Source organism: Sphingopyxis flava (assembly GCF_900168005.1).
GTDB lineage: Bacteria > Pseudomonadota > Alphaproteobacteria > Sphingomonadales > Sphingomonadaceae > Sphingopyxis > Sphingopyxis flava.
Genome location: NZ_FUYP01000015.1, coordinates 1 through 18,926, shown reverse-complemented (window position 1 = coordinate 18,926; position 18,926 = coordinate 1). Strand labels below are relative to the sequence as shown.

Annotated in this window: 12 protein-coding genes and 4 pseudogenes; 7 read left to right on the top strand and 9 right to left on the bottom strand. The window is 61.1% G+C overall.

What is annotated here, in order from left to right; all coding sequences use genetic code 11:
- Positions 1 to 78 precede the first annotated feature (78 nt).
- Positions 79 to 831, bottom strand: a pseudogene (istB, locus tag B5X69_RS12815) (IS21-like element helper ATPase IstB).
- Between istB and B5X69_RS12810 the strand changes: the two are divergent.
- Positions 796 to 1,667 (top strand): annotated as a pseudogene (locus B5X69_RS12810) (IS3 family transposase); the annotation flags it as partial. The pseudogenes istB and B5X69_RS12810 overlap by 36 nt on opposite strands.
- A 113-nt stretch (positions 1,668 to 1,780) precedes the next feature.
- On the opposite strand, the gene B5X69_RS12805 reads toward B5X69_RS12810, so the two are convergent.
- The 4 genes from B5X69_RS12805 to B5X69_RS12790 all read right to left on the bottom strand — a co-directional run bounded on the left by B5X69_RS12805 (position 1,781) and on the right by B5X69_RS12790 (position 7,716).
- Positions 1,781 to 2,281 carry a hypothetical protein gene (locus tag B5X69_RS12805; protein ID WP_079639107.1) on the bottom strand — a complete coding sequence of 167 codons (501 nt, stop codon included), beginning with the start codon at positions 2,279 to 2,281 and terminating at the stop codon, positions 1,781 to 1,783.
- Between the two features lie 21 nt (positions 2,282 to 2,302).
- The gene (locus B5X69_RS12800; RefSeq protein ID WP_079639106.1) at positions 2,303 to 3,988 is read right to left on the bottom strand and encodes a DUF885 domain-containing protein; all 1,686 of its coding nucleotides are present in this window, start codon (positions 3,986 to 3,988) and stop codon (positions 2,303 to 2,305) included.
- Positions 3,985 to 6,279, bottom strand: coding sequence for a S9 family peptidase (locus B5X69_RS12795; protein ID WP_139375781.1), 2,295 nt, complete (start codon positions 6,277 to 6,279; stop codon positions 3,985 to 3,987). Before B5X69_RS12795 ends, B5X69_RS12800 begins: the two co-directional genes overlap by 4 nt.
- A 162-nt stretch (positions 6,280 to 6,441) precedes the next feature.
- Positions 6,442 to 7,716: an MFS transporter gene (locus tag B5X69_RS12790; RefSeq protein WP_176141596.1), complete on the bottom strand. Its 1,275-nt coding sequence runs from the start codon at positions 7,714 to 7,716 to the stop codon at positions 6,442 to 6,444.
- 217 nt (positions 7,717 to 7,933) lie between these two features.
- Between B5X69_RS12790 and B5X69_RS12785 the strand changes: the two genes are divergently transcribed.
- Positions 7,934 to 10,099, top strand: a complete 2,166-nt coding sequence (locus B5X69_RS12785) for a TonB-dependent receptor (protein ID WP_079639103.1) — start codon at positions 7,934 to 7,936, stop codon at positions 10,097 to 10,099.
- Positions 10,100 to 10,270: 171 nt separating this feature from the next.
- On the opposite strand, the gene B5X69_RS12780 is transcribed toward B5X69_RS12785, so the two are convergent.
- Together B5X69_RS12780 and B5X69_RS12775 are read right to left on the bottom strand one after the other, a co-directional pair.
- On the bottom strand, positions 10,271 to 10,891 hold the full coding sequence (locus tag B5X69_RS12780) for a TetR/AcrR family transcriptional regulator (protein ID WP_176141595.1): 621 nt from the start codon (positions 10,889 to 10,891) through the stop codon (positions 10,271 to 10,273).
- Between the two features lie 226 nt (positions 10,892 to 11,117).
- A complete protein-coding gene (locus tag B5X69_RS12775) occupies positions 11,118 to 12,140 on the bottom strand; it encodes a dipeptidase (protein WP_176141594.1) in 1,023 nt (340 codons plus the stop codon).
- Between the two features lie 207 nt (positions 12,141 to 12,347).
- Between B5X69_RS12775 and B5X69_RS12770 the strand changes: the two genes are divergently transcribed.
- Genes B5X69_RS12770 through purU form a run of 5 tightly spaced genes read left to right on the top strand, consistent with a single transcriptional unit; the run spans position 12,348 to position 18,202 of the window.
- A complete protein-coding gene (locus tag B5X69_RS12770) occupies positions 12,348 to 13,592 on the top strand; it encodes a sarcosine oxidase subunit beta family protein (protein ID WP_079639187.1) in 1,245 nt (414 codons plus the stop codon).
- Positions 13,593 to 13,602: 10 nt separating this feature from the next.
- Positions 13,603 to 13,890 (top strand): sarcosine oxidase subunit delta, encoded by a 288-nt coding sequence (locus B5X69_RS12765; RefSeq protein WP_079639099.1) that lies wholly within the window; start codon positions 13,603 to 13,605, stop codon positions 13,888 to 13,890.
- Positions 13,887 to 16,808 (top strand): sarcosine oxidase subunit alpha family protein, encoded by a 2,922-nt coding sequence (locus tag B5X69_RS12760; RefSeq protein WP_079639098.1) that lies wholly within the window; start codon positions 13,887 to 13,889, stop codon positions 16,806 to 16,808. Before B5X69_RS12765 ends, B5X69_RS12760 begins: the two co-directional genes overlap by 4 nt.
- Positions 16,801 to 17,319: a sarcosine oxidase subunit gamma gene (locus B5X69_RS12755; protein ID WP_079639097.1), complete on the top strand. Its 519-nt coding sequence runs from the start codon at positions 16,801 to 16,803 to the stop codon at positions 17,317 to 17,319. The genes B5X69_RS12760 and B5X69_RS12755 overlap by 8 nt, the downstream gene beginning before the upstream one ends.
- Before the next feature lie 19 nt (positions 17,320 to 17,338).
- Entirely contained in the window at positions 17,339 to 18,202 is an 864-nt protein-coding gene (gene purU, locus B5X69_RS12750; RefSeq protein ID WP_139375780.1) for a formyltetrahydrofolate deformylase, read from the top strand.
- Between the two features lie 58 nt (positions 18,203 to 18,260).
- Here the strand turns inward: purU and B5X69_RS12745 are convergent.
- Positions 18,261 to 18,485: pseudogene (locus tag B5X69_RS12745) on the bottom strand (transposase); the annotation flags it as partial.
- A gap of 34 nt (positions 18,486 to 18,519) precedes the next feature.
- A pseudogene (locus B5X69_RS12740) lies at positions 18,520 to 18,708 on the bottom strand (integrase core domain-containing protein); the annotation flags it as partial.
- Positions 18,709 to 18,926 lie beyond the last annotated feature (218 nt).

The following is an 18,926-nucleotide window of genomic DNA, read 5'->3' as shown; positions in this document are numbered from 1 at the left end:
CACTATTCCGAGCCGATGCCGCCCACCTAGCGGAGCCTCTGATCGTCGTGATTTTGTGTCATGGATTTCGGCGCGCGGTCAAGCCTTCAGTGCGGTGGCGCGGCGCATGGATTCCCCGCTGAGCTCAATGCGATGGGCATTGTGGACGAGCCGGTCGAGGATGGCGTCGGCATAGGTCGGACAGCCGATCAACTCGTCCCATTTCGCGATAGGAAGCTGGCTGGTGACGAGCGTGGAACGACGACCATATCGATCCTCGAGGATTTCCAGAAGATGATGCCGGGCATTGGGTTCGAGCGGTTCCAGCCCCTAGTCGTCGAGGATCAGCAACTCGACCTGGCCGAGGCTCTTCAGGCGCGACGCAATGCGGCCGTCACCGCGGGCTAGGCTCAGATCATCGAGCAGCTTCGACAGCCGGGTATAGAGCACCGAGCGATTGTCGCGGCACGCCTTGTGGCCGAGTGCGCAGGCAAGCCAGCTCTTGCCGACGCCTGTCGGTCCGATGATCGCCAGATTTTCATGCGCACCGATCCAGCCGCCCTTGAGCAGGCTTTCCATCATTCGCCGGTCGAGCCCGCGCGGCGACCGGTAATCGATATCCTCCGGCACCGCGAGGTGCCGCAGCTTCGCATGGCGAAGTCGCGCCGCCAGCCGCTTGTCGCGGCGATGCGTCGCCTCATGGTCGAGCAACAGCGCCAGCCATTCGGCATGACCAAGCCCCGCGGCTTCGTCATTGCCGCCAAGATCGGCGAACGCCTTCGCAATGCCATAAAGACCAAGCTGATTGAGCTGGTCGATACCACGGTGAAGTTCCAGTTCATCCGCGCTCATGCTGGCACCTGGCCGGTCAGCGTCATCTGCCGTATGCTCGGTGTGTCGCGCAGCGGCTATTACGATTGGCGCGATCGGCCGCCGAGTATGCGCATGACGGCGAACGCCGTGTTGCTCGGCGATATCCGTCGGATCCAGGCGCGGCATTCCGGGCGATACGGCAGTCCCCGGATGCATGCCGCGCTGCGCGCGGAAGGGCGCGGCTCCAGCCGCGGTCGTGTCGAGCGGCTGATGCGCCGCCACGGCATCCGTGCGCTTGCGGTCGCCGGTTCCGGCCCTCGACGACCGACAGCCGCCATTACCTGCCGATTGCGCCGAACCTGCTCGCGCAGCGCTTCGAAGCAACGGCGCCGAACCGCGTGTGGCTGGCCGATATCAGCTATATCCCGACCGGCGAAGGCTGGCTGTATCTGGCCGCTGTGCTCGATCTGGCGATGCGCAAGATCGTGGGCTGGGCGATGCGCGATCACATGCGCACCGAACTGACGCTCGCTGCGTTGATGATGGCCGCCCAACGGCAGCGACCGCTACGCGGGCTCGTGCATCACTCCGATCGCGGATCGCAATATGCCGCCGGGGCTTATGTCGATCAACTCACCGCGATCGGCGCGACCGCGTCGATGAACCGCACTGGGAACTGTTACGACAACGCGCCGATGGAGAGCTTCTTCCATACGCTGAAGGTCGAACTGGTCCATCAATGCCGCTGGGCAACGCACGTCGAAGCCCGGCAGGCTCTGTTCGGTTATATCGAAGGCTATTATAATCGGCACCGCATGCACTCGGCCCTCGGGCACCTCACCCCCGAACAGGCCGAGCAACGCATGACGGGCTAACCTTGGTGTCCGCGCAATCGGGGGAAGATCACTGTAGAGGGGAGCCATCGCGATAAAACCATAGCGCTTAGCCGTGTGAAGCGCGCTCGCGGGCCGCGACGGATGCGGCCTTTTCAGGATTGAAGACTTTTCTGAATGCCTTGTAGATAGCGAACCAGCGCGGCTTCGAAATGCGCCTCCATCTTCGCGACGGCGGCGCTGATGTCGGTTTCGCCATCCTCAGTCAGCCTGGCAGGATGAAAACTGGCGTAGCTGTCGATCGAATATTTCGTACCGGTCCAACTCCGATGCGCCTGATATGTAGCATGAACCTTCATTTCATTCGGCGCGGTTAGATATTCGGCATACATGCTCAGACGGCGCGCAGTCTTGTCTAATTCTGTGACGCAGCAGATGCGCTCATCGACGACAGCGCCGTCGTGCTCGAGCCGCATTCGAAAGCCGCCCCTGAAATAGACTGGATCGTCAAGGCGTTCGATCGCATAGCCAGCCTCGCTGAACTTGCGCGCGCAGAGATAGTCTTCCAAAATCGCGTCCCACACGCGCCCCGGCGAACAGGAAATGTCGATTGAGACATGATTCACGATTGTGATGGGAACCGATTGGTGATCCATGACCGTGTCCGCTCTTCCGCTTTATGTGCTGGCCGCCGGCTCCCGCTCGCCATCCCAGCTGTCGAACGCATCCTCGAGTACCTCGAGCGGTAGACTGCCCTGATCGAGAATTGCTTCGTGAAAATCGGCGAGATCGAAATCCTCGCCCAATCGGTCGCGGATTCGTTCGCGTATCTCGCGAAACTTAAGGAAGCCCATGCGATAGGCGAGTGCCTGACCCGGCATGTCCGTCGCGTAGCGTAAGGTTTCCGAGGCGATCTGAGCATCCGATTCCATTGTGTTCGCTCGCATGTAGGCGCGGGCGCGCTCAAGCGGCCATCCATAGAAGTTGAGACCCGTATCCACGACGAGGCGCTGAGCCACGAACCGCTGATGGGCAAGCCAGCCATAGAGATCATATGGGTCGTCATAGAGGCCGGCCTCTTCAGCAAGCCCCGCAGAATATTCGGCCCAGCCTTCGTTGAAGGCTGATAGTGAGAAGGTTCGTCTTCGAAGGTCGGGCAAGGCATCGTTCTCGCTTTGGCGCGCGATCGCGATATGGTGGCCCGGCACCAACTCGTGGAAGATGAGCGGCGCGGCATTGAGTTGCATCCGGTCGGGAATTCCGTTGCCGCTATAATGATAGATTCCGTCCGCTCCAGGGGTTGGCGGCGGTTCATAGTAACCGAACGTCATCCCCGCTTCAAGCGCGGGTGCAAGCCGCTGGATTCGAGCGGCTGCCCGCGGCGCCTTCCGCACCAGTCCGGCAAAAACCAGCTCCATCCGCGCAAGGTGCCGCTTGTAGGTGGCCTCGAGTTCCTCCGCAGTCGCCACCTTGGCGCGCGAATCGTTGCGGAGGCGGCTGTGGAACGAAGCCTCGTTGCCACTGTGATCGAATGCTTCAACGCGCACCCGCTTCATCGCCTCGGCGAGGTTCGCGACTTCTGCAAGACCGACATCGTGGATTTTCGAGGGGTCGGCGTCATAGCTCAGGTGATAACGGACCCAATTTCGATAGGCATCGATACCGTCCGGCTGGTGGCACATCCCGGCCTCTTCGGGGGCCAGGCGCTCATATTCATCATCGAGCGTTGCACGAAGCTCGGCGAAGGCCGGGCGGAGGCGTGTCTCCACGAGAGCTTTGATATGTGCGCGTACTTCCGGAGATACCTTACGATTGGGTTCGAGGTCGATACTCGCCGCAGCGGCGGCGGCAATTTCGTCAATTGTATTCCGCCCACAACCAATTGCGGGGCGCGGAAGCCGCCAACCGATGTCGGCCTGCGCTATGAGCCGGTCGCGAAGCGCGACCACTGCCAGGACATAGCCCTCTGCCAGCGCAAGATAGCGCTCCGCTTCTGCCGCGTCTTCGAGATCGATACCCGGAAAAAGCATCTGCGGCATGATCGAGAAGATCGACATCGAATATGGCGTGACGCCGAATCCGGTCCACCAGCGCGATGGTTCGCACGCCTCGTTTTCGAGCCAGTAGCGAAGATGGGCAAGCGTCAGGCGTTCGGTTCGATCCAACTGCGATGAATCGATATGCTTAAGCCGTGCGAGCCGCTCGCGCGCGTTCGCAGCGACGGCTTCCGCTTCCGCAAGATCGCCGCGTGGATATTGCGAAGGCCGCAAGCCCGCCGTCGTCGCCATATAGGGGTCGCGTTCGACAAGTGCTTGCCACACTTCCTCGGCAATGTCGCCGAGCGTTCCGGCGTGCGCATTCATAGCCGGACTTCTTCGCCCCGCTGCAGATAGCGTTCGAAATGTTCGAACATCTTCTTCATTGCCATGTTCTCATGCGCAGTCGCATAGCCGTGGAACTGCTCGGGCATAACGACAAGCTCATGCGCTTTGCCGGCCTCGATCAGCGCATTCGTCATGTTGACCGCGCTATGCCAGACACCAATGTCGTTCATCCCGGCGATGATCATCAGCGCGCCTTCGAGCTTGTGCGCATCTGTATAGAGAAGCGCTTCATCGTAGGCTGCCTTGGTCCTGGGCGATGGTACGCCGCCAAGGTAAGGCTCATAGATAAAGGCCGAATAAGGATCGAAGCCCGGTGCCGAGGCTACCCCGGCACGGTAAAGTTCTGGGTTGTCGAGCATATTGGCGACCGTGAAGTAGCCTCCCCAGCTATGTCCCCAAATCCCAACCCGATCGAGATCCATCCACGGACGCGTCGCTGCCGCGTTGCGAAGCGCCGCCGCATGGTCGGCGGTAACGCTGTAGCGCCAGTTTCCATAAACCTCATCCTGGAAAGCTTTGGAGCGCCGCGGCGTGCCGCGCGCATCCACCACTACGACGATATATCCAAGCTGCGCGAGCGCCGGCAACGAGAACATCCGGCTCGGTGTCAGCGGTTTGAAGCGTCGCGGCACCATGGCGACTTGCGGGCCGCCATAAATGTATTCGATCACAGGATAGCGAAGCGAAGGATCAAAATCACGCGGCTTGAAGAGAATGCCATGAAGCTCGGTTTCGCCATCGGCCGCCTTCACGGCGAATTCCTCAGGAGGTGTCCATCCCGCTGCAATCAAGGCGCTCACATCGGCTTCGGGAAACTCGTGAAGCATCTTGCCATCGGCGGCGATCACACGGCTCCGCGGTGGCAAGCCTGGGCCCTCCACAGTGTCGATAAAGATGGAAAAGTCCGGTGCAAACTGCGCTTCATGCACGCCTGGCGCGGTCGTCAACCGTTCGACCTCACCGCCAGCCAACCGAACCCTTGCGATGTGGAGGTCATAGGGCCTCGCCTGGTCGATCCCGGCGGAAATATAAATCCAGTTCTTCACGGGATCGACACAGAGGACTTCGGCGACCGGCCATTCGCCGTCGGTCAATTGGCGGACGAGATTGCCGTCAAGGTCATAATGATAAAGGTGCTTCCAGCCACTGCGCTCCGATTCCCAAACAAAGCCCTGTTCGTTGGGAAGGAGAGTGCAGCCTGAGCGGCCGCCGATGACCTCATGCTGGATGCGGAGGAAGGTTTCGGCTTCCTCCGAAAACAGAGTGCGGACCGCGCCCGTCGCCGCATCGGCAACGATAACTTCCGCCCGTTTCATATCGCGCGATATACGGCAAAGATAAACGGCGTCCCCGCCCGGGTTCCACCCGAGCAGCAGAATGAAGGCATTGCGCGCATCGACGTCGAGGGCGACCTGCGCTCCGCTGAAGATGTTGATAACATAGGGCGGCGTCTCCGCGAGCGCATCCCCTGCGCGCGCAAACTGCACCTGCTCCACTTCATCGAAGTGCCGTAGGTAGCGGATTCGCAACTGTGGGCGTGAACGGCGCTGGTCAAAGCGCGTGGCGTACAGCCGGCTACTGTCCGGCGACCAGGGATTGACGGTGAGATGCATCAATGCGCCGCTGGAACTGAGGCCCATGCGTACCGATTCTACATCCCAGCCAAAATCAGGTTCGGCATCGAATGTGAGGCGGTCGAGCCGCGTGTCGCTAACCGACCGGATATAGATGTCGCCATCAATGAGCGAAGCGAAGCGGCGACCGTCGGGCGACAGGGTTTCCGGCACGGGCGCCGGATCGGGGAATACATTTGGACGCTGCATCATCTTCGGCGTCATGCGCGACTTGGGATCGGTCCCCAGATGGACGTCAACCAAATTGGGCCCCGGGATGTGCGAAGCGGTACCGGTCGTCGGATCAAAACGATAGTCGTCTCCGTCGAAGGAGAAATTGACGGCACCATCGGGCGTGAAATGGAAGGATTCGAACGGAACCCCGTCATAGGGTAAGGCCTTCCCGGCCGCGGCGGAGAGCGCGGCGCGCAAAACTCCGACGTCGAACAAACTCGTCGCTTCGCGTGTTGCGGGATCGAAAACCTGGATGTTTCGGCACTCGGGATCGCCCTCCACAAACCAGAAGCGGCCGTCGGCGAGCCAGTTCGCCTGAATACGGTCGCCCTCGATAAACGCTCCGATATCGACGAGCGCGTCGTAGGCGGCCCGGTCCGCCGTTCGATTGCGTTCCGCCGCCATGATCTGAGTACCACTCATCGCCTCGCTCTCCTTTTTGTTCACTTCTGTATGCTCGAGATTATAACGCGCATGCTCATCATCACGACTTCTTTTGCAGCCTTCGCCAAAAATATAAAATACATGTATGTATGCAAAACGCAACCAACTGCCATCGGTGACAAATGAATGCAGCGTCTGGCATTAGTGTCCTGGGGGCGCCGATACAGCGAGTGCGCGGACGGTTCTCACATAGGGCTTCTCGGCGAGCCGGAAGAGAAGCGCCGCGCCTGCAAATGCCGCCGCGGAAACGGTCGCTACGATCGGCATCAGGCCAGCGCCAGCTCCGTCCGAAAGGAATCCGATGACCATCGGGCCGCAAGCGCCGAAGGCGGCATAGAGGATCATCGACACCGCGCCGACACGCGCACGGAGCAGCGGCGGAGATAGATTCTGCAACATCGTGGGAGAATAGGCATTACCGCAAATCAGCAGCGTGACGGAAACTCCCGTGAGAAGATAAGCGTAGGTCGGTGTTGCGACCAGCGACAACGCAAGAATCGGCAGCAGTGCGGCCGTGATCATCACCCAAAGGGCGCGCAGGATATGCGCCTCTCCGGCCGCGCGGCGCCAAAAGCCCGCAAGCGCTATTGCACAAATCACGCCGAGCGCTGCCGCAATGGTGAATGTGAGACCATAGTTTACACCCACCGCCTGGGCGGACGCGCCGAGTTCACGGATAATGGCCGCCGGCAGCCAGAGCGACAAGGCGCCAAAGGCAAAGGCGTAGAGGCCGCTGGCTGCAAAGATAGGGCCTACTGTACGCCACTCCGCGCGGAGATAGCGCGACAACGATTTGGAGGCGACGAGCGATTGCGGCGCCGAGGCCGGCCTCGGCGCCCGCCCTGCCGGAACGGGAATGACGGCGAGTGCGACCAATAAGCCTGGAAGCGCAACAAGCAGGAAAGCGATCCGCCATCCGGCCAATTGCCGCAATCCCTCCGGCAACAGGGGGCGCACCGATTCGACGGTTGCGAGCGCTGCACCACCGAGCATGAGAGCGATCCCGACTCCGGTAACTACCGCGCCGAAAAATATCAGATTGGCGAGTTCGTGGCGCTTGCCCCTGAACAGATCGGGGATCAGCGAATAGGTTATCGGTGTAAGGACCGCCTCCCCAACTGCGATCCCGATTGTAAAGATCATCAGTTCGCCAAAATCACCTGCGAAACTCCGCGCGGCGGTGGCGGCCGACCAGAACAGAATGCACGCGATCAGCAGCCAGCGCCGGTCGACACGGTCGGCCAACCAAGCCAGCGGATAGCCTGCAATGACCGCGAATAGCGCAGGACCGAGCCCGTTGATTGCGCCAATCTGCAAATCGCTGAGCGTGAGATCACGCTTTATGGGTTCGACGACAAGGACAATGATCTGGCGGTCGATAAATCCGAAAATCACCGCAACGATGAGAACCGCCAATGCATACCAGGCCCGCACGCTTGAACGGACATTTATGTCTTCTTTCCCAGGCACAAGCGGCATATTTCCCACATCAGGCGCTATTCCTCACTCCACTTTCACTGGGCTTTCCGCTATCGTCGCATCCAAATTCGTTCTTGACACTAACATACATTACTGCATACTCAAGTTGGTTCAAGGGCAATGATGCGCGGCGATTGACCGGGGAGAATTCGAGATGCGGACGATCCAGTTGAAGCTGGCGTGGCTGGCGGGCATTGTCGTCGCGCCGGGCTTGGCGGTCGCGCAGACGCCAGTCTCCACCACGAATCCCGTGGAAGAGTCTGGGGCAGACAAGGAAGCGCAAGCTTCCGAGATCGTGGTGACCGCCCAGCGTTTCGAACAGCGCCTCCAGGACGTTCCGCTGTCCGTGAGTGCCCTGACAGGCGAGGAACTCCAGGCGCGCGGCGTATCGCAGCTCTCCGATCTGCAATATTCGGTACCCGGTCTGTCGTCGTTCGATTACGGTCCCGGCGTGGAGTATATTCAGATCCGCGGCGTATCGAATTCGCTCGGCGCGCCGACTGTCGGTGTGTATCTCGATGAAATGCCGGTTACCTTCGATACCCAGGGAACCGGGCTTGACATCCGGCTGCTCGACATGGAGCGCGTTGAAGTTCTGCGCGGCCCCCAGGCCACCCTCTACGGAGAGGGGGCGATGGGCGGGACTATCCGATACATCGCCGCCTCGCCTGATCTCGGGCGCATCGGAGGCTCGCTCGATGTCGAATATTCTGGAACCGAGGATGGCGCGAGTGGCTATCAGGCCAGCGGTGTTCTCAACCTGCCGATCGTGACCGACCGATTGGGTGTCCGCGTTGTCGCGGGCTACGAGAAAGTCGGCGGTTACATCGACAATGTCGTGACCGGACAGGACGACGTGAACGGAATCGAGGTCAAGACTCTGCGGGCAAAGATACTGGCCCGGCCGAGCGAGGACTTAAATCTCTCGGTCCTCCTGCTTCATCAGGAAGCCGACCAAAACTACCAGAATTTTGGCGTCGATCGCCAGACCATCGCCGCAGTTCCGACCTTCAATCGCGACAAATACGATCACATACAGGTCGTCACCGATTACGATCTCAATTTCGGTACTCTCACGGCTTCCGCGGGATATCTCAGCCGCAAGACGAATACCCAGAACGATGTCTCGCCCTTCTATGTGCCGGTTCTCACTGCACCGCCGCCGTTAGGACTTGGGCTTCCCATCGGCTTTGTCACCGCCGTGCCGCTGACGACCGGTGCGCAATTCGAAGTCTTCAATACCGAACTACGCATTGCATCCCGCCGCGACGGGCCGTTCGACTGGATGCTTGGTGCCACCTACCGCGACCTCGGCGTCAACCTGCGAACGTCAACCTCGACGTCGCCGGGATCCCTTCCATTCGCGTTGATCGAAGCCACACAGGAACGCACGTCACGATCTTTCGCGCTTTATGGCGAGATCGGCTACCAGTTTACCCCCAAGTTGGCGGTACGCGTGGGGCTGCGCTATTTCGAAGATTGCAAGCGGCTCGGTGGAACCAGCGTAAACTTCGGTGTGCCATCGACCGATGTGGGCAAGGACACCTTCGACAGCCTCAATCCACGGTTCAATGTGAGCTACGCCTTCACCGACCGGTCAATGGTCTATGTCAACGTTGCCAAAGGTTTTCGCAGCGGCGGTTTCAACCAGGTTTCGGCGGGCGGCGGCGTGATTCCCGTCGATCCGGTCTATGAACCCGACGCGATCTGGACTTACGAATTCGGCACCAAGCATCAGGTGTTCGGCAACAAACTGCTCCTCGACGCGGCCGTCTATTACAGTGACTGGAGCGACGTGCAGTCCTACGTGTTCGCGCCAGGCAGCGCACTGACGATCATTTCGAACGCCGGTCAAGTGTCGGGTTGGGGCGTCGACTTTTCCGCGACGGCCAAGCCGGTGAAGGGACTGACGTTGTCCGCGAGCTATGGCTGGAACAATCTTGAATATGACGAGGCTACCGCCGACAAAGCCGCTGGTGACCCGGTCGATGGTGCCGTGCGAGAAAGCTATTCGGCGTCGCTGGACTATCGGCATGCACTGAACGGTTCGGCAGAAGCCTTTTTCCGTGCTGATTATCAGCACGGCGGCAGCAGTCAGATAACGCTCCGCAACCTTGGCGGTCAGATCGTGGAGCGTCCGGCACGAGACCTCGTCAATTTGCGTGCTGGCATCTCGATCGGCAATTTGGAACTTTCGGCATTTGCCGACAATCTTTTCGACGAAGATGCGCCGCTGGTAGTCGGGCCCTTCGGCGTTCTGCTGGAGAATGTCGAACAACGACCGCGCGTGACCGGCATCAGCGCCCGAGTGACATTTTAATTCGTCAGACTGGGTCGCGTCTCAACACGCGCATGCGCGGTTGAGACGTTGCGCATCGGTAATCGGATGGCGCGCCGCGCTTGCCTTGAAGTGGATATTCCAGCTGCGTCATGTCAGTTGCCAGCACACGGCACCTCCACGATTTGATGGAAGGCGACGCCAAAAATCGGATCAGCGGGCGGCACGGCGTGGTTTCAACCCTGCAAGCATCTCGTCGAGAGCGGGAGGCGGCGGCTTTCCGGAAAGCACGGCATAATAAATGGGGACGAGACGGAGCCGCTCCTCGAGCGTCTCCCTTACGTCGAGTGCATAATAGCCGATCTGGTGGAAATATGTGATGCGGGCACGCACGAGCGCTTCGTCATCGGAGTAGCCGCTTTGGCAAAAGAGATCGGTCAGCAGGTCCACCCATGCCTTATCAGTGCGGTGGACCACTCTTGCCACGGACGGTGACTTTCGTGCCCACATTCTCACCGCCATGTCGAAGGCCAGGAAACCGGAGTCGTTGCGGAGCCAGGTGGCTGCAATCTCGGTCAGATCGGGCTCATCAAGAGCCCAGCGATCGCGCACCTGCGCGATCTCGACGCCGTTTCTCACCTCCCAGTCGCGCAGAAGTGCGGCGTGCAAATCCTTGCGATCAGCAAAATGATAATAGAAGCTTCCCCGGGTCACCTTCATGCGTCGTGCGAGCCGGTCGATTTTCACATCGTCAATGCCCGACGCCACAAGCGCTTTCTTGGCAATGGCGAGCCAATCTTCGCGCGTGAGGCGGCGTTTTATATCGGCAGGCATGGCGGGATGGTCACTCCTGGGCAAGACGTGCTGATTCCATGTCTCCGGGTCATTTACCATACATTTCCTGTTGTCCAGAAGAACAGAAATGTATGACTCATATCCAATAGGGAACCCTTCGCTTAATCGCAGAAAAGGATGAAGGGTGCACTGCAGTCAGTATACGCCGCCCGCTCGATCGCGTGGCCGTGTCGAGCAACAAGCGTGAGCGCGGCGCGCACTGCCCTCATGGGGCAAGGGTCGAACGGCACGAAACGGGCGGACGCCAAACGGTACGCGCGACCCGCATTAGATTCCCCCCGAGAATGGCGCGAAGCTGATCGTCGCGGTAGCCGAGGCGAATCAGGCGGGTGACAATCTCCTCCAGCGCCTCCGGGGGAACCATCTCGAGTTTGCGCCCGTAGCCAAGTTCTGGGGGAAACCCCTCCTGATCGGCGGTGTTGAGCGCCTCGATCTCGGAGCGGTCGAACACATAGTCCAGGCCAAGTCCAACATGTTCGAACCCGATCAACTCGGCGAGGTAGTCGATATGGCGTACCAGGCTCTCAATGAGATCACCTTCGTCCGCAAGAAAGAGACCGATACCGTTGACGCCCACGACACCGCCGGTCGCGGCGCAAGCGCGAAGTAAGTCGTCGGGCACATTGCGGGGATGATCGTGAACGGCGCGCGGGTTCGAATGCGAGAAGATCACGGGACGGCCGCTATAGGCCATGACATCTCGCGAAGTGCGGTATCCCGTATGCGAGCAACATGCGACCATCCCGACCCGCGCCATTTCGTCGAGCACCTGCTTGCCAAACAGAGTGAGCCCCGCATCGTCGTCCTGACACCCGCCGCCGGCGCGATTGCTTCGATTGTAGGCGATCAGCATCCAGCGGACGCCAAGTTCATAGTAGAGTTGAACAAGGCTTGGCTGGTCAGCAACGGCATTCATGCCCTCGATATCGAACAAGACGGCCAGCCTGCCTGTGCGGCGGGCCAGCTCGATGTCATCTGCCGTCGACGCCATAAGATAGTCGGATGCATGTCGCGCTAACCAGTGCCGGAAATGCGCGATCATTCGGACGTGATCTTCGATGCCCTGCTCGCCGAACCCCACGTTGAGGCTCACCGCTGTCATGCCAGCGGCCTTGTAGCGCGCCAGTCGAGGCAAGAAGCTGTCGTCATGGGGGCGCAAGGGCATGCACCCATGATTGTCCCACACCAGACTGTCTTCGATTAGTGCTCGCGCAGCGGCTTCGCCCATGCCAATTCCTTTCACCTGCGTGGTTGGGTACAACAGATACATTCCTGTCTGCAATAAGTTCTAACAAGAATCCTGGCGCTTCGCCGCGAACACGCGTGATCCATCCGAGAAAAGGCACCTATCCCACGCTGGGGCCGTATTCGCACTTGGGTAGACTTGAATCAGAGCATACAGTTATGTATGCGCGTCTATGGAGGAGTCGACGGCATGACAACGAGATACTCCGCCCTGTCACTGCTGCGGGAGGGATTGAGCGGTCATCAAGGATGGAAGCCTGCGTGGCGCAATGGCGAGCCGAAAAAGGCGTACGATGCGATCATCATCGGCGGCGGCGGCCACGGGCTCGCGACAGCCTATTATCTCGCCAAGCTGCATGGCATGCGCAATATTGCGTTGCTCGAACGCGCATGGATCGGTGGCGGCAATACCGGGCGCAACACCACGGTAATCCGTTCGAACTATTTTTTTCCGGAAAGCACGCAATTCTATGACTTCGCGCTGTCGCTCTACGAAGGACTGTCGCGCGAACTCAACTACAACATCATGTTCTCGCGCCGCGGCATGTGGTCGCTGGCACAGGATCGTCACGGACTGGAGATGCTGCGCCGCTCGGCCAACGCGATGCTGCGCAACGGCGCCGACGTCGAATGGGTCGAAGGTGATGAAGTGCTGCGGCGGATCCCCGGCCTTCGCCCGAGGCGTTTCCCAGTTCTGGCGGGCCTGCTTCAGCCGCGTGCCGGCACCGCGCGGCATGACGCGGTCGCCTGGGGTTATGCGCGCGCCGCCGATTCGTTGGGCGTCGATATCGTCCAGAATTGTGAAGTGCTCGGCTTCGATATCCGGGGAGGCAAGATCCGCGGCGTAAAGACGTCGCGCGGCGATATAGCCAGCGAGCGGGTGGGTATGGCGGTGGCCGGTCACAGCAGCGCCATGGCGAAGCTTGCAGGTTTCCGCCTGCCGATCGTTTCCTATGCGCTCCAGGCGTTCGTGTCGGAGCCGATGAAGCCGGTCCTCGACACAATCGTGCTATCGCCTGCCACCGGAGTCTACGTCAGCCAGTCGGACAAGGGCGAGCTGGTGCTGGGCGGCGCGCTTGATCTGTTTCCATCCTATGCGCAGCGCGGGAGTCTACCCACGCTCGAACAGGTGGCGGGCGGTCTGATCGACATGTTCCCGCAGTTCTCGCGCGTGCGGCTGTTGCGGCAATGGGCCGGCATCGTCGATGTCGTGCACGATTCCACCCCGATCCTGGGGGAAAGCCCGGTCGAGGGTCTCTATCTCAACTGTGGCTGGGGCACAGGCGGATTCAAGGCGATTCCGGGTGGCGGCTATTGCCTGGCGCATGAAATGGCGACCGGCTCGCCCCATTCCCTTGCCACGGCCTTTGGGCTCGGCCGCTTCCGGACTGGCGCGCTGATCGACGAAGCCGCTGCATCTGGCATCGCGCATTGAGGATACTGTCATGATGCTGATCGATTGTCCCTGGTGCGGCCCCCGTTCGGAACGTGAATTTCGCTGTGGCGGCGAGGGTCATATTGTCCGTCCGGAAACCCCCGATGCGGTGGATGACACCGTTTGGGCCGACTATCTCTTCTACCGGGACAACCCCAAAGGTCTCGGCTACGAGCGATGGCTGCATCGTTTCGGCTGCGGCCGTTGGTTCAATGTCGTCCGCAGCACGACAGACCATCGCCTCGCCGCGGTATACGGGATGTCCGATCCACGCCCTGAACTTGGAGGTGACCGATGAGCGGCGGTCGCGTTGCAGGCGGCGTGGCGATCGATCGGTCGCGCACGATCCGCTTTCGCTGGGCGGGCAGGGATTACACCGGCTTTGCAGGCGATACGCTTGCCTCGGCCTTGCTGGCCAACGGGGTCAGCCTGTTCGGCCGCAGCTTCAAATACCATCGCCCGCGTGGGCTCCTCGCCGCCGGGCTCGACGAGCCGAATGCAATCGTCCAGCTCGAGCGCGGCGCAGCGACGATCCCCAACCTGAAAGCCTCTTATGTCGAACTCTACGACGAGCTCTATGCCCAGCCCGTCAATGCCTGGCCCAGCGTCAACTTCGACTTGATGGCGGTCAACGCGCTGTTCAAGCGCTTCATTCCAGCCGCATTCTACTACAAGACCTTCATGTGGCCGAACTGGCTGCTGTTCGAGCCGCTGATCCGCAAAGCCGCCGGCCTCGGCCAATCGCCGAAAAACGCCGACCCCGACATCTATGCGCAACTGAGCGCCCATTGCGACGCGCTGGTGATCGGCGGCGGTATCGCGGGGCTTGCCGCCGCGCTGGCAGCTGGGCGCACGGGGCGTCGGGTCATGCTGGTTACGGGCGGTGCCCATTGGGGTGGACGGTTCGCCGGCAGCGAGGAACTCGTCGAGAGCAAACCGGCGCAGGCCTGGATCGCATCTGCACTGCGTGAACTTGCCGACTTGCCGAACGTCGCCTTGCACAACCGGACCCTGGCCACCGGTCACTATGATGATGGTCTGGTCGCGCTGTGCGAGCGCGTTACCGACCACATGCCACTCGCCGATCGCACCGGCGCTCGCCAGCGGCTGTGGCGAGTACGCGCGGGAGAGGTGATCCTCGCTACCGGCGCGTTCGAGCGACCGCTGGCTTTCGCCAATAACGACCTGCCGGGCATTATGCTGGCGGGCGCAGCGGCGGTGTATTTGCATCGCTATGGCGTATTGGTCGGGCGCCAACTGGTGATCGCCACGAACAACGACAGTGGCTGGCACGCCGCCGTCTCGCTGGCCAAAGCCGGCGCGCGGATCGTGGCGATCGTTGATGCGCGGACAGCGCCGCCGCCGACACTGCTGGCTACCGCCGACGCGATGGGCATCGCCGTGCGCTGCGGCGCCGCACCCGAGCGGGCCGTGGGTGGGAAACGGGTTCGCGCCGTAAAAGTCGCTGCGCTAGACGCGCAGGGCCGTCTTTCCGGCAAGTCCGAACACTTCGCCTGCGACACGCTGCTTATGTCCGGCGGCTGGAATCCGGCGGTGCATCTCCATTCCCAGGCCGGCGGCGGACTGCGGCTCGATTCGGCACTACAGAGTTTCCTGCCCAATCCGCGAGACGGAATTCTCAGTCTCGGCGGGGCGGCTGGGGACTTCTCGATCGACAGCACACTCGTAGCAGCGCGGGGCCGGGTTACGGACCCCGTCAACGCGCCGGTGCGACCGATCTGGTCGCTATCGCGAACCGCCGAACCCGATCCGCTTGCCTGGGTCGATTTCCAGAACGACGTGACCGCAGGCGACATCGCCATCGCCGCGCGGGAGAACTTCCGTTCGGTCGAACACTTGAAGCGCTACACGACGCTGGGCATGGCAACGGACCAGGGCAAAATTTCCAACGTAAGCGGTATCGGTGTCCTCTCGCAGTTGCTCAGCCGACCGATGGAAGCGATCGGGACGACGCGCTTCCGTCCGCCCTATGATCCGACCGCGATCGGCGTCTTTGCAGGGCACCGTGTCGGCGATGGACTGGTTCCGCGCCGCCGCCTGGCGCTTGACCACCGGCACGTAGCGGCCGGAGCCAGGATCGAGGAGTATGGCGGTTGGATGCGCCCGGTCGCCTATCCGCGAGCCGGCGAAACGGAAGCGCAAGCAATCGCGCGCGAGGTTCGCGCTGTACGTACAGGCGTCGGCCTGGTCGAATCCTCTCCACTTGGCAAGATCGAGGTCAAAGGGCCCGACGCCGCCGCCTTTCTCGATCGGATCTACGTCAATACGATCAGCACGCTGAAGCCAGGCCGATGCCGCTATGCCCTGATGCTGAACGAAAACGGCACGATCTTCGACGACGGCATTGTCACTCGCCTTGCCGAAGATCATTTTCTGGTTGGCACGACCAGCGGCCACGTGGCAGCGATCGCCGAGATCCTCGAGGAATGGCTCCAGTGCGAATGGCCCGGTCTTCGCGTTCTGACACAGGACGTGACGACCTGCTGGGCGGTACTGAACCTCGCCGGGCCGAAAGCGCGCGATGTGCTTGACGCGCTCGACAGTTCGATCGATTTCGGTGCTGCGGCCTTTCCGCACATGCAGCATCGCGAGGGCGAGATCGCTGGCATCCGCGCACGCGTGGCGCGCATCAGTTTTTCCGGCGAGCTTTCCTATGAAATCGCGGTTCCCTGGCGCGATGTCGACCCTCTTTGGACGGCGTTGACAGCCGCCGGCGAGCCGCACGGGCTCACCCCGTTCGGGATCGAAGCGCTGATGACCATGCGCATCGAGAAGGGATTCCTGCATGTGGGCTCGGAAACAGACGGTGCCACGCAGCCGCAGGATGTCGGCTTCGCCGCTCTACTGGCGAAGAAGAAGAGCGATTTTATAGGGCGTCGCTCGACCCAACGCCCGGATTCGCTTCGCGACGGTCGACGTCAGTTAGTCGGCATTGCGGTGGACGGAACACAGCCGGCCGAGGTGGGCGCCCATATCGTAGGTGTGGGCCGTAAGGCGGCGATAGGCAGCGATGGCTGGATCACCTCGAGCGCCTGGTCTCCCACCATCGACGCGCCGGTGGCGCTGGCGATGGTCAACGACGGGGCGGCGCGCATCGGTGAAGCGGTGCGGATTTGGGACCTCGGCCGGTGGCGCGAAGGGCGGATCGTCGAGCGGTGTCGTTACGATCCGGAAGGAGCGCGGCTCGATGTCTGAACCAGGGCCGCAACGCTGTTGGCATACCGAAGAGGATTTCGGCATCGGCAAGGTGCGGATCGCCGCGTCCGATGCGGATGTCCGGCTGTCGCTTGCTCTCGGTCTGGAATCCCCGGCGGGAGGGCGGATGATGCGCGACGACCGTCTTGCCTGTATCCCGCTGGGGCCACAGGAATGGACGATCATCGGCAGCGCCGACGCCGTACAAGCGGCACTGACTCGTGTCGCTGAGGCGTTTCGCGAAGATCTCGCGCTCGTACTGGATATGAGCCATGGCGCAGCGCTGCTACGCTTGTCGGGTCCCCAGGCGATCGGTCGCATCGCCGCCTATTGCGACCTCGATCTGCATCCGGCGAGCTTTCCCACGAATCACGCTGCACGCACCCGGTTCGGCGACGTCGGAGTGACGCTGGCACGGCTCGATGATTGCCCCAGCTTCTGGCTCATCGTCGACCAGAGCTACGCTGAATATCTGACGTTGCTGCTCGACCATGATGCGCCGGCAACGTGAACCATCCACGGAGACGATGATGGATGCCGTAAACGCTGCCGCTTCCTGTGTGTTGCGGTTCCGCTGTCCGGATCGCCCCGGCATACTCGCACTGGTAACACCGTTTCTCGTCGAGAGCGGATGGGACATCCGCGAAGCGTCGATCTATGGCGACCCCGAAAGCGTTGCCTTCTTCGTTCGTATCGAACTGGCGAGCGGGACCGCGAAAATCGCCGAGCTCGAGGCGCGCATGCCCGAGCTCGCAGCGAAGCTGAAACTCGATTGGGAAATCCACGACCTGCAGCGCCCCATGCCGGTGTTGATCGCGGTATCCAAATTTCACCACTGCCTGATCGATCTGATTCACAAAGCCGAAATCGGCCAGTTGCCGATCCGTATCGTCGGGGTCGTCTCTAATCACGAGACCGCCCGCGCGTTGGTCGAGTGGCACGGACTCGCCTTTTATCACCTCCCGATCGACCGTAGGGATAAGTCTGTACAGGAGGCGCGCTTCCTCGCTCTCATCCGCGAGAGCGGGGCCGAACTGACTGTGCTTGCGCGCTACATGCAGATCCTCTCCGATGATTTTGCCGACGCGCTTGCCGGACGATGCATCAATATCCACCACAGTTTTTTGCCCAGCTTCAAGGGTGCCAAGCCTTATCACCAGGCGAAGAGCCGAGGCGTAAAGCTGATCGGTGCGACCGCCCACTATGTCACAGCGGAACTGGACGAAGGTCCCATCATCGAACAGGATGTGCGTCGCGTGACCCATGCGACGTCCGCCGAGGAAATGGTCGCCATCGGGCGGGAGGTCGAAGCATCTGTGCTATCCCGTGCCGTGCGCTGGCACGCAGAGCACCGCGTGCTGCCCAATGGCAACCAGACGGTGGTGCTCGCGTGAGCCAGTGGCTCTCGGCACGAGCGTGCAACGCCAAACGAAACGCTAGAGCGGATTCCGTTCACTCTGGTTCGTATCCACATGAGCTGAAGTAGTTTGCACATTCGTCGGGCTGGAAGAAGTCGACGAGCCTGCCGATCAGATCCCAGAGGTCGGACACGGTTCGCTCTTCTGCCTTGCGGAGCATCGCCTTGAGCCGGGCGAAGGCCTTCTCGATCGGGTTGAAGTCGGGACTGTAGGGCGGGAGGAACAGCAGCGTTGCTCCTGCCGCCTCGATCAGCTCGCGTGACCGGCTCCCACCGAGTGGTCCGCGGGGATTGTTAGTGCATTGACGCCTCCCTCGCCAGTGTTGTCCGTAGGTGGAGCGAAGCGGAACCGGAGGGCGACACTGGCGATGGAACGGCCTCTGGCGCTGGTGGTCGGTATCCCAGCGAGCTGTGCGGCCGGACGGTGTTGTAATGACGCCGCCAGGCCTCGATCGGTATCTGGGCCTCGGCGAGCGAGTAGAAGGTACGCCTCCGTTAGCGGTCGCCTTGTGGGATTAATCGAATAATCTGAGATGGCACTGGTGCAAGCGCTGGTGTTTGCAGCAGTGTTAGAGACGGTGCGATGGGTCAGGTAACGATAATGTCTGTAGCGCGACAAACTGGATGAGAAGTTGCGGCAATCAGGATGAGAAGATTCTGACCGCGACAGTTCCGTTTTGGTGTGTTTGATTGTCGCTGGC